Annotated in this window: 13 protein-coding genes and 1 tRNA gene; 11 read left to right on the top strand and 3 right to left on the bottom strand. The window is 73.6% G+C overall.

The annotated features are described in order from the left end of the window. Positions 1–87: 87 nt before the first annotated feature. Positions 88–1,362, bottom strand: a complete 1,275-nt coding sequence (gene tyrS, locus EBO35_RS12790; protein WP_241153686.1) for a tyrosine--tRNA ligase — start codon at positions 1,360–1,362, stop codon at positions 88–90. A 139-nt stretch (positions 1,363–1,501) separates the two neighbouring features. Between tyrS and EBO35_RS12795 the strand changes: the two genes are divergently transcribed. Both EBO35_RS12795 and EBO35_RS12800 read left to right on the top strand, forming a co-directional pair. Then, the gene (locus EBO35_RS12795; RefSeq protein ID WP_164477952.1) at positions 1,502–2,866 is read left to right on the top strand and encodes a serine/threonine-protein kinase; all 1,365 of its coding nucleotides are present in this window, start codon (positions 1,502–1,504) and stop codon (positions 2,864–2,866) included. A gap of 72 nt (positions 2,867–2,938) precedes the next feature. Next, on the top strand, positions 2,939–5,707 hold the full coding sequence (locus tag EBO35_RS12800; protein ID WP_122818047.1) for a PAS domain-containing hybrid sensor histidine kinase/response regulator: 2,769 nt from the start codon (positions 2,939–2,941) through the stop codon (positions 5,705–5,707). On the opposite strand, the gene EBO35_RS12805 is transcribed toward EBO35_RS12800, so the two are convergent. Continuing rightward, positions 5,698–6,510 (bottom strand): MBL fold metallo-hydrolase, encoded by an 813-nt coding sequence (locus tag EBO35_RS12805; RefSeq protein WP_122818048.1) that lies wholly within the window; start codon positions 6,508–6,510, stop codon positions 5,698–5,700. The two genes, EBO35_RS12800 and EBO35_RS12805, sit on opposite strands and share 10 nt — an antisense overlap. Before the next feature lie 142 nt (positions 6,511–6,652). Between EBO35_RS12805 and EBO35_RS12810 the strand changes: the two genes are divergently transcribed. Next, positions 6,653–6,865 (top strand): hypothetical protein, encoded by a 213-nt coding sequence (locus tag EBO35_RS12810; RefSeq protein ID WP_122818049.1) that lies wholly within the window; start codon positions 6,653–6,655, stop codon positions 6,863–6,865. A gap of 41 nt (positions 6,866–6,906) precedes the next feature. Here the strand turns inward: EBO35_RS12810 and EBO35_RS12815 are convergent. After that, positions 6,907–6,980, bottom strand: a tRNA-Ile gene (locus tag EBO35_RS12815). 174 nt (positions 6,981–7,154) lie between these two features. On the opposite strand from EBO35_RS12815, the gene EBO35_RS12820 reads away from it, so the two are divergent. From EBO35_RS12820 to EBO35_RS12855, 8 genes are all read left to right on the top strand, one after another. Beyond that, entirely contained in the window at positions 7,155–7,355 is a 201-nt protein-coding gene (locus tag EBO35_RS12820; protein ID WP_122818050.1) for a hypothetical protein, read from the top strand. Positions 7,356–7,497: 142 nt separating this feature from the next. Further along, complete coding sequence (locus tag EBO35_RS12825; protein WP_122818051.1) at positions 7,498–8,781, top strand: sensor histidine kinase; 1,284 nt, start codon at positions 7,498–7,500, stop codon at positions 8,779–8,781. An 84-nt stretch (positions 8,782–8,865) separates the two neighbouring features. Next, complete coding sequence (locus EBO35_RS12830) at positions 8,866–9,576, top strand: response regulator transcription factor (protein WP_206422809.1); 711 nt, start codon at positions 8,866–8,868, stop codon at positions 9,574–9,576. Between the two features lie 191 nt (positions 9,577–9,767). Further along, complete coding sequence (locus EBO35_RS12835) at positions 9,768–10,538, top strand: hypothetical protein (RefSeq protein ID WP_122818053.1); 771 nt, start codon at positions 9,768–9,770, stop codon at positions 10,536–10,538. A gap of 130 nt (positions 10,539–10,668) precedes the next feature. Then, a complete protein-coding gene (gene lxmK, locus EBO35_RS12840; protein WP_122818054.1) occupies positions 10,669–11,793 on the top strand; it encodes a class V lanthionine synthetase subunit LxmK in 1,125 nt (374 codons plus the stop codon). Then, the gene (locus EBO35_RS12845) at positions 11,790–12,773 is read left to right on the top strand and encodes a T3SS effector HopA1 family protein (protein ID WP_122818055.1); all 984 of its coding nucleotides are present in this window, start codon (positions 11,790–11,792) and stop codon (positions 12,771–12,773) included. The genes lxmK and EBO35_RS12845 overlap by 4 nt, the downstream gene beginning before the upstream one ends. A 43-nt stretch (positions 12,774–12,816) precedes the next feature. After that, positions 12,817–13,602 (top strand): class I SAM-dependent methyltransferase, encoded by a 786-nt coding sequence (locus tag EBO35_RS12850; protein WP_122818056.1) that lies wholly within the window; start codon positions 12,817–12,819, stop codon positions 13,600–13,602. A 42-nt stretch (positions 13,603–13,644) separates the two neighbouring features. Then, complete coding sequence (locus EBO35_RS12855; protein WP_241153687.1) at positions 13,645–14,364, top strand: response regulator; 720 nt, start codon at positions 13,645–13,647, stop codon at positions 14,362–14,364. Positions 14,365–14,390: the final 26 nt, after the last annotated feature.

The following is a 14,390-nucleotide window of genomic DNA, read 5'->3' on the forward strand; positions in this document are numbered from 1 at the left end:
CCAGAACTTTAGATCAACCCCCGCCGCGGCACAAATCGGTTCGCCGTGACCCCGACCACAGACCCGTTTGAGCAGGTCAGGGCCCTTTCAGCGCACTTCGACGCCTGCGAAGCGCTTCTTGCCGCGGCGCAGCACCAGCCAGTGGCCTGCCACGAGGTCGGCCTCGGTCGGCACCGCGTCGACGTCCTCGACCCGCACGTTGTTGAGGTAGGCGCCGCCCTCCGTGATCGTGCGGCGGGCCTCCCCCTTGCTCTTGGCCAGGCCCGAGAGCACCAGCAGGTCGACGACGCCAGGCATGGGGGCGTTCCGGTCCACGACTGTCGAGCCGGCCTCCCGCAGGGCGGCCGCCAGCGTCGCTCCCCGCAGACCGCTGAGGTCACCGCCGCCGAACAGAGCGGCGGAGGCTGCCTGGATGCGTGCGGTCTCCTCCGCCCCGTGCACCAACGTGGTGACCTGCTCCGCCAGCGCCTTCTGGCCGGCCCGCAGGAACGGCTTCTCGGCGTGCGTGGCCTCCAGGTCCTCGATCTCCGCACGGGTGAGGAACGTGAAGGCGCGCAGCAGCTCCCCCACCTTCTCGTCCTCGACGTTGAGCCAGAACTGGTAGAAGGCGTACGGCGCCATCATGTCGGCGTCCAGCCACAGGGCGCCGCCCTCGGTCTTGCCGTACTTGGTGCCGTCGGCCTTGGTGATCAGCGGCGTCGCGAACGCGTGGGCGTGTCCCCCGTCAGCGCGCCGGATCAGCTCGACGCCGCCGGTGAGGTTGCCCCACTGGTCCGACCCGCCGAACTGCAGCGTCACCCCGTGGTCGCGGTGGAGGTTGAGGAAGTCCATCGACTGCAGCAGCACGTAGCTGAACTCCGTGTAGCTGATCCCGCCGCCCTCGAGGCGGCGCTTCACGGTCTCCCGGGCCAGCATCCGGTTCACCGGGAAGTGCTTGCCGATGTCGCGCAGGAAGTCGATGGTCGACATCGAGGCGGTCCAGTCGTAGTTGTTGACCATCGTCGCGCCGTTCTCGCCCTCGAAGGACAGGAACGGCTCGATCTGGCGGCGGACCCGCTCCACCCAGTCCTTGACGGTGTCGAGGGAGTTGAGGATCCGCTCACCGGAGTCCCGTGGGTCCCCGATCAGGCCGGTGGCGCCGCCGACGAGCACGTACGGCGTGTGGCCGGCGCGCTGGAGCCGCATCGCGGTGACGATCTGGAGGAGGTTGCCCATGTGCAGGCTCGGCGCGGTCGGGTCGAAGCCCACGTAGTAGCGCACGCTCCCGGAGCACAGCGCCTCGCGCAGCGCGTCGCGGTCCGTCGAGTGCGCGACCAGGCCGCGCCACTCGAGGTCGTCCAGAAGGGTGGGATCGAGGGACACGGAGTGCCTTTCGGGTGCGGTGCTGTCCCTCCAAGACTGCCCCATGGGGTCGCACGGCGACCACGGGGTTCCCCTCGGACCCGTCTACAGTGGCTCGAAGCCGTGGCACCGAGCTCGCCCGGCGGAAGGAACGAGCAAGGTGATCGCTGGCAGGTACTCGCTCGAGCACGAGATCGGGCGAGGCGGCATGGGGGCCGTGTGGCTGGGCCGCGACGAGGTCCTCGGCCGGCCCGTGGCGCTCAAGCGACTGGGCATGCCCCTGGAGGGCAGCTCCCCCGACCTGGAGCGAGCCGCACGGGAGGCGCGGCTGGCCGCCCGCCTCAACCACCCGCGCGTGGTGGCGGTCTTCGACCTGGTCCGCGAGGGCAACGAGCACTGGCTGGTGATGGAGTACGTCGAGGGCTCGACCCTCGCCCAGCTGGTCCGCGACCGGGGGCCGCTCACGCCGGACCAGGCCGCGCCCGTGCTCGGCCAGGTCGCCGAGGCGCTGGCCGCGGCGCACGCGGCCGGCATCGTGCACCGGGACGTGAAGCCGTCCAACATCCTGGTCGGACCCCACGGCGAGGTGAAGCTCTCCGACTTCGGCATCGCCCGCGCCGAGGCCGACGCGACCCTGACCCGCACCGGCATGGTCACCGGCTCCCCCGCCTACCTCGCCCCCGAAGTCGCATCCGGGCACCCCGCCACCGAGGCCAGCGACATCTGGTCGCTCGGCGCGACCCTCTTCCACGCCCTGGCCGGCGCTCCGCCGTACGAGGTGAGCGAGAACGTGCTCGGCGCGCTCTACCGGATCGTGCACGAGGACCCGCCCCGGCTCCCGGACGCGGGCTGGCTGTCGCCGCTGCTCGCGGCCACGATGACGCACGACCCGGCCGAGCGGTGGCCGGCAGCCCGAGTGCGGGAGTACCTGGCGGCCGGCCCGGCCGACCTGGCCCCGCTCCGCTCGTCGCGAGCTGCCCGCACCCCCCGCCCCGACCCGGACCGGGCCCGCACCCGGGCCGTTCCGGCCGTCCCCGCGGCCGGGGCGCGCAGCCGCCGCCGCGCGCCGGTCCTGCCGCTCTTCATGGGCCTCGCGGTGGTGGCGCTGCTGGCGGTCGTCGCGGTGGCGATCGGCCGCGACGCCGGCGACGGCGGCCGACCCGCGGCCGCCGAGACCTCCGCCCCCAGGTCCCCCAGCCCCACCGTGGCCCCGGGGCCCACGGCGGCCGGGATGCGCAGCTTCGTCGAGAACTACCTGCGCACCGCCGCCGAGGATCCCGAGGCCGGATACGCGATGCTCACCCCCGGCTTCCAGGACCAGAGCAATGGGCTCACGGGGTACACCTCGTTCTGGGGCGACGTGGTCTGGGTCGACGCCATCCGGATCACCGAGGCCGACCCCGAGACGCTCGAGGTGGGCTACACCTACACCTACCAGGTCGCCTCGGGAGCGCCGCACAGCGAGGGCGTCCGGCTGCGGCTCGCGTACGACGACGGGCGCTACCTGATCGCGGCCGAGGCCTGACCCGTCCACCTCGGCACGCACCGCACGCGGACGGCGGCGCTCCCCCCTAGGGTGTGCTCCCGGGGAGGTGGCATGGAGCTCGCTGCGCTGCATCGAGAGATTCTGGAGCGGTCCACGGACGGCATCTGGGTCCACGACCTGGCGGGACGCACCATCTACGCCAACCCCGAGATCGCGCGCCTGTACGGCGCCCCCGCCTCCGAGTCGGTCGGGCTGACCGTGTTCGACATGCTCGACGAGATCGGCCGGGGGCAGTTCGCGGCCCATCTGGAGGACGTGCGCGCCGGGCGGGTCCCCGACGGCGAGGTCGAGGTGGAGGTCCAGCTCGTGCGCCGCGACGGCACCCCGACCTGGGTGATCGTGCGCGAGAGCGTCCTGCGCGGCCCGGACGGCCGGCCGACGGCGCTGCTGCACCGCCTCAGCGGGTACGACGAGCGCCGGCGCACCCTCGAGGAGCTGCGCAGCAGCCGCGGCCGGCTGGCCGAGGCCCAGCGGATCGCGCGGATCGGCAGCTGGGAGTGGGACGTCACCGCCGACGTGGTGACGCTGTCCCCGGAGCTGCTGGACCTCTACGGGCTCGCCTCGCGGGCCGGGGTCGTCGACTACGCGGGCTTCCTGGACCTGGTGCACGCCGAGGACCGGTCCGGCGTCGACCGTGCCGTCCACGACGCGCTGGCCGGCGCCGGCGAGCTCGGGTTCCTGGCCCGGATGCGGGGCCGCGACGGGTGGGTGTGGACCCGCGGACGCGGGGTGGTCCACCGCGACTCCGTCGGAGGCGTCCGGATGGCGGGGACCCACCAGGACGTTAGCGAGACCCAGCAGGCCTACGAGGCGCTGGAGGTCCAGCTCGGCCAGAACGCTCTCCTGCACTCGGTGGCGACCGCCGCCAACGAGTCCGGATCGCTCCTCGACGTCCTGCGCCAGGCCCGGACGCTGCTGCTGCGCCACGACCAGTGGGAGCGCGGCCGGGCGTTCCGGCCCGCCGACGACGAGGACGGCGTCGTCCCGCTGCCCCTGGACCCGGCGGACGTCCACGAGGACGGGGCATCGGACGGCCAGGCGGCGGTCGAGCGGGACCTCGCCGAGGAGGCGGCGCGCCGGCGGGAGCCCTGCTGGGACGACGCGCAGCGCACCATAGCCTTCCCGGTGGTCCTCGACGAGGGCGTGTGCGCGGTCGTCACGATCACCGCGTCGGCCCGCCTGCGCAGCCTGGAGCTGGTCCGGCCACTGGTCGAGCAGGTGGCGGTCCAGGTCGCGCGGGTCGCCGAGCGCGAGCGGGCGCAGCAGCAGCTCGCCGACGCCCGCGACCAGGCGATGGCGGCGTCCCGGCAGAAGTCGGAGTTCCTCGCGACGATGAGCCACGAGCTCCGCACGCCGCTCAACGGCGTGCTCGGGCTGACCGACCTGCTGGTGCGCACGGGGCTCGATCCGGAGCGGCTCCGGCTGGCCTCCGGGGTCCAGGCGGCCAGCCGGGCGCTGCTCGGGCTGATCAACGACGTCCTGGACTTCGCCCAGCTCCAGGCCGGAACCCTGGAGCTGTCCCTGTCGGACTTCGACGTCCGCGGGCTGGTCGACGACGTGACCGGGCCCCTCGCCGAGAGCGCCGAATCCAAGGGGCTGGCACTCACGGTGACCTGCGGGCCCGGCGTACCGGCGGCCCTGAGGGGTGACGTCGGCCGGATCGGCCAGGTGCTGGCCAACGTCGTCTCGAACGCGGTGAAGTTCACCGACCGCGGCGCGGTGACTGTCGACGTGGGCGCGTCGCCCGTCGGCGCGGACGGCGTCCTGCTGTGCGTCGAGGTCGCCGACACCGGGGTGGGCATCGAGCCCGGCTTGGTGGAGGCGATGTTCCAGCCGTTCACGCAGGCCGACACCTCGTCGACCCGGGTCTTCGGGGGCGCCGGCCTGGGGCTCGGGATCGCCCGCGAGATCACCCGCGCGCTCGGCGGCGAGCTGGCGTACGCCGCGCGCCCCGAGGGCGGGAGCGTCTTTACGATCAGCGTGCCCGTCTCCGTGGCCTCCCCGCCGGCGTCGGTGAGCGCCCCGGCCGACCCCGTCGGCGCGCGGTCGCGGTCCCGGGTCCTCGTCGTCGAGGACAACCCCGTCAACCAGCTGGTCGCGACCGGCATGCTCGAAGCGGTGGGGTACGCCGTCCGGACCGCCGTGGACGGCGTGGACGCGCTGGAGATCCTCGCCGAGGAGCAGTACGACGCGATCCTGATGGACGTGCAGATGCCGCGCCTGGACGGCTACGACACGACCCGCGAGCTGCGCTTGCGGGAGCCCCCCGGCGTCCGGGTGCCGGTCATCGCGATGACCGCCGCCGCCCGCGACGGCGAGCGCGAGCGGTGCCTCGCCGCCGGCATGGACGACTTCCTCACCAAGCCCGTGGACCCCGCCGCCCTGGTGACGGTCCTCGGCCGGTGGCTGGACCCGCCAGTCTCCGTTCCCCCCACCCAGGAGAAATCCGTGACCTCGTCCTCCCCCCTGGACGCACTCGACGTCGAGCGGCTCGAGATGCTGCGCGACCTCGACCCGGGCAACACGACCTACCTCGACCGCGCGATCGGCAACTTCGCGGCCAACGCGGAGCCGGCCGTCGCGCTGATCCGCGAGGCCATCGCGGCCCGGGACGCCGTCGCCCTGCGCGCGGCGGCCCACAAGCTCGCCGGCAGCGCGCTCAACCTCGGCGTCCCGTCCGCGGGCGAGGCCGCCCGAGCCCTGGAGTCCCTCGGCGACGCCGGGACGACCGAGGGTGCCGAGGAGCTGGTCGCACCGCTCGAGGACGCGCTGCGGAGGGGCCTGGAGGCGCTGCGCGCCTTCCAGCAGAGCTACTCCTGACCGCCGGCCCGCTCACCCGCTGCGAGCGGGATGGTCGCTCCGCGCGCCACGGTGCGGACCTGGGTCTGCACGGCCCGCTCGTCGCAGGCTCTCAGGAAGTCCGAGAGCGGTGAGCGGAAGACCGTGTAGTCGTCGTGGTGCACCGGCACCGTGACCGCGGGGCGCAGCAGCGTCACCAGGTCCGCGCCCTGGTCGCCGTCCATCGTGACCAGCAGCCCCAGGGCACGGGTGCCGCCCAGGTGCAGCACGGCTGCGTCGAGGGGGCCGGTGCGCTCGACGATCTCGCGCAGCCAGGGCCGGCACAGCGTGTCGCCGCTGAGGTAGCCGCGCCACGGGGCGCCGCCGGCCCGGCTCAGCTCGAGCACGGTGCCCATCACCGGCGGCATCAGGTGCCGGGCGATCCCGGGCCCGTGCTGGCCCGGCACTGCGGTGACTCCCAGGCGCCAGTCGCCGTCGACGAGCTCGTGGGTCTCCCACGTCGTCATCCCCCGCGCCGAGCCGAACCCCCAGGAGCGCAGCTTCCGGCCGGCCGCCGGGGTGGTCAGCACCGGCAGTCCGCGGTCCAGCTCGCGCCGGGCGATCCGGTCGAAGTGGTCCCCGTGCAGGTGGGAGAGGACGACCGCGTCGAGCTCGGGAAGCTCGTACGGCTGACGCGACGGCTCGGTGAGCCGCTTGGAGAACAGCCCCTTGCCCAGGTAGGCCCGCTGCCCCCGGTGCAGGAAGTTCGGGTCCGTGAGCAGCGTGAATGGACCCAGCCGCAACAGGGTGGTCGCGGTGCCGAGAAACTCCAGACTGGTCTGCATCCGCTCCTCCTGGGGTGGGGGCGTCCGGGTGCCCCCGGGCGGGGGTCCGCAAACGGCGTCCGGCCGGGGCAGGCGTCGGCGCAGGACCGGGTGGGTACGGGGCCGGGGAGGCGGCGCCGGACGGCGCCGGGAGGGAGCCCCCGTGAAGAGCATCATCACGATCGTCGTCGTCGTCTGGCTGGCCATCGGCGTCGCCGCTGCGTTCCAGCGCGGCTACTTCGGCGACGACCGCGAGGTCAGCTGCAAGAGCGCCGGCGACACCGCGCTGACCATCGTCGCGGGCCCGCTGAACTACCTCGGGGTGAACCCGAAGATCGACTGCGCCGACGTGGACGTGCCCGAACCGTCCCAGTGACGATTCCGGGGACGATTCCAGGGAACGACCGGCCGACCTCGTAGGGCGGGTGGGGCTCGAACCCACGACCCAGGGATTATGAGTCCCTTGCTCTGACCGACTGAGCTACCGCCCCGCGCGCGGCAGCCTAGTCGGGCGGATCCCTCGGGCCCGGGCAGGGCCGGCACGCCCGGCTCCCCCGCGCGGCGGGGGCGAGATCCGTCGTGCGACCGATGCGTGCCCTCCCGGGGCGTCCTAGCGTCGAGGACAGCAGCACGACCGACCTGTCCCCTGCACCTGGAGGTGCGTCATGGCCACGGCGCCGCGCAGCAAGACCTTTGACCTGATGAAGCTCGCGATCTGCGTCGGGATCGGCGTCGCGCTCGGGATCGTCTTCCGCGACGATGCCCCGTCCGGCCTCTCGTCCATGGGCCTCGGGCCGGCCATCGGCGTCGGTGTCGCCTACCTGTGGAGCAAGCCCGAGCGCGAGGCCGCGTCCCGGCGCGCCTGAGGTTCCCGCCACGGCCTTCCGACGGCGACGTTTCGCGCGCCTGCGCCGGTGGCACGATCCCGGCACATCATCGTCACAGGGGTCGGCACGCCGTACCTGAGCACCGGGGGGCTTCGTGGTCAGGAACGGTCTCCCGGGTGCCGTGGCCCGGTTCTTCGGAATCGGCTACGGCTGGGACCGGCCCCTCCAGCGGCGCCGCGCTCTGCGCTGGGACCTCGTCGTGGCCCTGTGCTACGCGGCCGGCGCGTTGCTCTCCCTGGAGACCAGCCGCAGCCTGGGCGCCATCACCGACAGCGACCTCAGCCGCGGCTGGCAGTACCTGTGGATCGCGGTCCCGGCGCTCTCGCTGGTGGTACGCCGGGTCCTGCCGCTCTACACGCTGGCCCTGGCCTGTGCCCACCTGGCCCTGACCGCCTGGCTGGCTCCCGAGCTCTCCGGTGTCTTCGCCGCCCAGTTCTACTACTTCTTCGTGCTCTTCACTGCGGTCGCCTGGTCGCACGACCGCCGTCTCGCCGCCGTGATGAGCATCGTCTTCGCCGCGGTGACGTCGACGTGGGTGCTCGCCGAGGTGCTGGTGCGCGACACCCTCGACCCCTTCGACCGGCTGCCCGACACCGGGCCGTTCTCGCCGACGGTCGCCGCCGCGATCTCGATTGCCCTGACGAGCGCCACCCTCTTCTGCAGCACCGTCGGCGCCGGGGCCCTGACCTGGCGGGCCGCGTTCCGCGCCGCCCGGTCCCGGGAGCAGGCACTGACGATCGTCGACCAGGCCGACCGGCTCAGCGAGCAGGCCGTGACCTCCGAGCGCCTGCGGATCGCGCGGGAGCTGCACGACGTCGTGGGTCACCACGTGGCGGTGATCGGGATCCAGACCGCTGCCGCCCGCCGTACCTTCGAGGTCTCACCCGAGCAGGCCACGACCGCGATGCTGCAGTCCGAGGAGACCGCCCGCTCGGCCACCCGGGACCTGCGGCTGATCCTCACCGCCCTGCGCGGGCGCGACGACCACCACGACGCCGCCGGTCCGCAGCCGGGGCTCTCCAGCATCGACGAGACCATCGAGTCCTTCGAGCAGCTGGGGCTCACCGTCGAGCTCAAGGACACCGGGGACCTGGAGTCGGTTCCGATGGCCGTCGGCCTCGCGCTGCACCGCATCCTCCAGGAGTCACTCACCAACGTGCGCCGCCACTCCACCGCCGACCACGTCGACGTGCGCCTCGACGTCACCAGCACCGGGCCGGACGCCGGGACGGCGAGCCTGACCGTGGGCGACAACGGGCGCCCACGCGGCGGCACCTCCGGCAGCCAGGTCGGTCTCGTCGGCATGCGGGAGCGCGCGCTGCTCCACCACGGCACCCTGCGCACCTCGACCACCGCCACCGGTGGCTTCGAGGTCGCGGTCAACCTCGAGTGGGGAGCCGAGTAGGACATGCCGGACCTCTGTGAGCCCGCCCCGCACGACCTCCAGGAAGGAGGGCCGATGACCCAGCCCGCGTCGGAGTCGCCCCGGATCCGGGTGCTCCTGGTGGACGACGAGAAGCTCGTGCGCGCCGGCTTCACGATGCTCTTCGGCGTCGAGCCCCTCCTCGAGGTCGTGGGTGAGGCCTGTGACGGCGCGGAGGCCGTCGAGCTCGCGCTCCGCCTGCGCCCGGACGTGATCCTCATGGACGTTCAGATGCCGGTCATGAACGGCATCGAGGCCACCCGCGCCATCACCGCGCAGACCGACGCCAAGGTCCTCATCCTGACCACGTTCGACGACGAGGAGAACGTGCTGGAGAGCCTTCAGGCCGGCGCGAGCGGGTTCCTGCTCAAGAACACCGACCCGGCGCAGCTGGTCCACGCGATCAACACCGCCGCGGAGGGACACGCCCTGCTCGCGCCGGAGGTGACCCGTCAGATCATCCGGCGCGGTGTCGGCTCGCTCGAGACGGACCCGACCGGGCCGACACCCGAGCCCGGTCCCTCCGAGGAGCAGCGGCGCCTCCTCGAGACGCTGACCGAGCGCGAGCGTGAGGTGCTCGAGCTGGTCGCGCACGGGATGTCGAACCACGAGATCGCCGAAGCGCTCTTCGTCGGGCCGGCGACCGTGAAGTCGCACGTCTCCGCCTGCCTCGCCAAGCTGGGGGTCCGGGACCGCGTCCAGCTGGTCGTCCTGGCCTTCGAGGCCGGGGTCGTGGACCGCTCCCCCGACCCGACGTCCGGGTCCACCAATCCCTGAGTGACGACGCTGCGGAATCGTCCGCGCGACGGATGCCGGCAGGGCGCACGGCCGCCACCATGGAGCACCGGGCAGCAGCCGCCCGCGTCCGTGCCCCAGCCAGGAGGGAGCCGTCCGATCGGACGTCCGCGATGAGACGACACCGCCGAGATCCACCCGTCCCCGCCGGCCCCGGCGGCCCGCGGCGCACCGTGGGGGGCGCTGCGGGCCGCCCCGGCGCGGTCGTCCTCGCCACCACCACCCCCGACCTGCCCCCGGGCGCACGCTCGCTCGAGGAGCTGCTGCGGCCTCCGCCGCCCGTCGCCTGGACCCGCCGCCACGGCGTCGAGCAGCTCCGGCTCCTCGGCGCCTGGCTGCGCCGGCTGCACGGCACAGCTCCCGAGATGGTGCCCGCCACCGCCGGCGTCGTCCCGGACGCCGTCCAGCTGGCCGAGGGGGCCGGCGCCTGGGCCGGTCTCGGCCCCCTCGAGGACGTCCACGCCGCCTCGCTCCAGCGCTGGTCGGCGCGGCTGGTCGCGGACGGGCGCCTCGGCCACGGTCGGCTCGCGCTGGACCGCATCCTCGCGTGCGAGGCGCCCGCGCCGGCACGCCTCGTGGTGGATGCGGCCGGCGGCCTCGCCACGGTCCACCCCGCGGTGGACGTCGGCTGGGTGACCGGGGACCTGATCGCGCTGCTCCACCAGGCCCGGGCCGCCGGCGAGGACCCGGCGCCGTTCGAGCGGCTGCTCAACGCCTTCAGCACCGGCTACCGGACGTCCCGTCCCGGCAACGGCCCCGACGCCCTGGACGTCGTCAGGGCGGCAGCGATCCGGCTGGCGCTGCGCGCCTCCTCGCGGACCGAGTCCGACGAGCGCTCCCTCGCCCTGAACGTGGCGCGGCACCTGGTGGAGCACTGCTGGAGCGTCGGGGGCCTGGAGCGACCGGCATCTCCCCCGCAGAGCGGAGACGGCACCGGCTGGTGATCCCCCGCGGGGCTGAGATGCCGGGGTCGCGATGTCCGTCAGCCGACCGATGTGCCGGGCGGGACCGGGCCGCCAGTGTGGAGCGCACACCGCTTCGGCGGGCCACGACCACCGAACACGAGGACGTGAGATGCGTATCGACCCCCGGCTCGACGGTTTCCTCGAGCAGCACGGGCTCGGCCGGCTCCGGCCGGAGACCGCCAAGGAGCAGCTCGGCCGCAACAGCAACTTCCTGGTCGTCACGACCACCGGACGTCAGCTGTTCGTGAAGCGCATCCGGATGCGTGGCGGCGACTCCCTGGAGCGGTTCCGGGCCTGCGCCGCCTTCGACGCGCTGCGGTGCTCCGACGCCGAGGTGCGCGAGCAGCTCCGGACCGCACCGCTGGTCGCGGCCGACGAGGAGCTCGGGTTCCTGGCCTACGAGGCGGTGCCCGGCGCGGAGAGCCTGGCGCTGCTCGCCGGTGATCAGGAGAACCGCATCGCCGAGGAGCACGGGGCAGAGCTCGGGTCGATCCTCGCCGCCGTGCACCGACTCAGCGCGGACCGGGTGCCCGAGCGCGAGAACGAGCCGGTGATGCCCCCCGTCGCCTGGCTCGACGTGCTGCCGTGGCCCGTCTACCAGGGCTCGTCCGCGCCCGCGCTCCAGATCTGGCACCGCCTGCAGTCCGACACCGAGGTGCGCTCCGCGCTGGCCCGTCTGCGCGCCGACGAGAAGGCGGCCCGGCAGTGCGCGGTCCACGGCGACGTGCGCCTGGACCAGTTCCTCGTCGGCAGCGACGGGGTGCTGCGCCTGGTCGACCTCGAGGAGTTCCGTCGCGGCGACGCGGCCCGGGACGTCGGGGCGATGGTCGGCGAATGGCTGCACCGCGCCACCCTGGACCTGCTCGGGGACCGGGACACCGACCCCGCCGCCGCCCTCGGCGAGGTCGACCTGGACCACGAGGACGTCGTCGCCAGCGGGGTCGCGGCCCTGGAGCGGCGCCGCCCGGCGGTCACCCGCTTCTGGAACGCCTACCGCGCCGCCGGCGGCGGCAGCGACGACCCCGCGTTCCTGGACCGGGTGACCCGGTTCGCCGGCTGGCACATGTTCGACCGGCTGATCGCCGCCGCGGAGAACGCCAGCCGCATCTCGGCCCTCCACTGGGGGGCTGCCGGGATCGGGCGCCAGGCCCTCCTGCACCCCCGCGCCGCGGCACCCGCCCTGGGACTGCCGGCCACCACCGACCACACCGCCCTCGAGGAGGACGCCGCATGAGCACGCTCACCGCCCCGGTCCCCGCGACCGACCTGCGCACCCCCTCCGCCGAGCTGATGGCGACCCTCGAGGCCATCGAGGTGGATCCGAGCGACTGGACCGCCACGGTCGGTCCGCGCCGGGTCTCGGCGGAGTCCGCCGCGGAGCTGCGCATGGCCCTGATCGGCTCGCTCTACGAGGTGCTCCACGCGGGCCGCGCCGAGGAGAAGGACCTCGGTCGCATCGTCCGCGAGCGGGACGTCGAGGAGGTCCTGCTCGCCAGCCTGCCGCACGCGACCAGCCCCCGGGCCGGCCGGATCCTGGAGCTCGGCGACGGCGGCGCCGTGGTCGACCTGGGCGACGTCCGCGCGTTCGTGCCCGACGAGCACCTGCCGGACTCGGTCCGTGCGGGCGCGATTCCCGAGGGGGTCACCGTGCTCGCGCTCCCGGCGGCCCGGCCGGCCCTCTCCCACGGGTTCTTCCTGATCGACGGTCCGCGCGGCATGGGCGAGCGCAGCGCCAGGACCCGGCTGCGCCGGCTCTACCTGCACGCCGTCGACCCCGAGAGCGCCGCCGGCGCCTGGCGGGTCGTGCTCGAGACCCTCAACGCCGCGGACGTGCCGTACCGCTCGAAGGCCCTCTCCCACCGCGACGGCTACCCGCGCCGCGACGCGATCGTGGTCTACCTGCCGGTCGAGGCCGCCGCGGTGACCGAGGACGTGGCAGCCGCCGTGGCCGACGTACCGGGCATCGCTGCGGACACCTCCGCGTTCGCGCACCGCATCCGCCCCGGGTTGGCCGTGGCCGACGAGCCGCGGGACCCGCGCCCGCAGTACCGCGAGCTCAGCTTCGGCGAGCACCGCAGCGCCGTCGCAGCGACCGCCCTGATCCGGGCCGCCCAGGAGCCGGACTCGACGCTCGCCGACCTCTTCGTCGAGGAGTGCCGCAAGGCGCACGTCGACCCCGCTGCCCCGGCGTTCAACCTCGTCCCCGATCAGTGACCCCCGACCTGCCCGAGACATCCCACACCAGAGGAGACTCCGCATGAGCCCGACGAGTACTGCCACCGAGACGCCCCACCAGGCCCCCGTCCAGCAGTTCGGCGAGAACACCTACGGCGACGGACTGGCCCGGGTCTACGACTTCATGTACCCCGTGGGCCCCGACGCCCAGGCCGCGGGCGTCTACATCGCCCGGCTCGCCGGCGACGGCGGAACGGCGCTCGAGCTCGGCGTCGGCACCGGCCGGGTCGGCGCCTTCGTCGCCGCCGCGGGCGTCCGGCTCACGGGCGTGGACGCCTCCCAGGCCATGCTCGACGCACTCCACGAGCGCCACCCCGACAGCGGCATCGAGACCCGGCTGCTGGACTTCACCTCGCAGAGCACCGGCGAGAAGTACGACGTGGTCTACGTGCCGCTCTCGACGTTCTACGTCGGCCGCACCCAGCAGACCCAGCTCGAGACGATGCGGCTGATGCGCGAGCAGGTCAAGGACGACGGGGACGTCGTCATCGAGGCCTTCGAGCCCCGCGACTACCACGCGCTGGACGACCTCAAGACCGACACCCACCCGTTCCCGGACGGCTCGCTGATGATCGACACCACCGCGGTGGAGCGCTCGCTCCAGCTGATCGTCGTCAGCCACACCACCATCGGCGAGGGACGGTTCGAGACCGTCAAGGAGATCGTGCGCTACGCATTCCCCGCCGAGCTGGACCTGATGGCCGAGCTCGCGGGCCTCGAGCTGGTCGAGCGCACCGAGGACTGGTCCGGCACGCCGTACACCGGCGCCAGCACCCGGCACGTGTCGCGCTACCGCGTGAAGGACTGACCCAGCTCCTGCCGAGACATCCCACGACACCGGAGGCCCCCCGTGAGCAGCTCTTCATCGTCCCACCCCACACCCACCGACCAGCCCACCGCCGAGCCCGTCTCGGTGCTGCTCGTCGACGACCACGACCTCGTCCGCAGCGGCGTCGCGATGATCGTCGACCACGAGCCCGACCTGGAGGTGGTCGCGCAGGCCAGTGACGGGGCCGCCGGCGTGCGGGCCGCGATCGAGCACCAGCCGGACGTCATCTTGATGGACGTCCAGATGCCCGGGGAGCTCAACGGCATCGAGGCCACCCGGCAGATCGTGGAGCAGACCGACAGCAAGGTCGTCATGCTCACGACGTTCGACGACGAGGACAGCGTCTTCCCCGCGCTGCAGGCCGGCGCCAGCGGCTACCTGCTCAAGGTCAGCGAGGGCGAGGATCTCGTGGACGCCATCCGCGGCGCCCGCAACGGCCAGAGCCAGCTGTCACCGGACGTCACGTCGACGGTCCTCTCGCACTTCAGCGGCCGGGCCACCGGCGGGGCCTTCCGGCCGCAGCTGGTCGACACGCTCACCAACCGCGAGCGCGACGTGCTCGGCCTGGTCGCCCGCGGCCTGTCCAACGCCGAGATCGCCGCGGAGCTGGTCCTCAGCGAGTGCACGGCCAAGACCCACGTGTCGCACATCCTCACCAAGACCGGCCTCCGCGACCGCGTGCAGGCGGTCTCGCTGGCCTACGAGAGCGGCCTGATCCGGCCCGGCGAGATCGCCTCCTGACCAGACCAGCGCCCGTACGGCGCGGC

This window comes from Nocardioides pantholopis (assembly GCF_003710085.1).
Lineage (GTDB): Bacteria > Actinomycetota > Actinomycetes > Propionibacteriales > Nocardioidaceae > Nocardioides > Nocardioides pantholopis.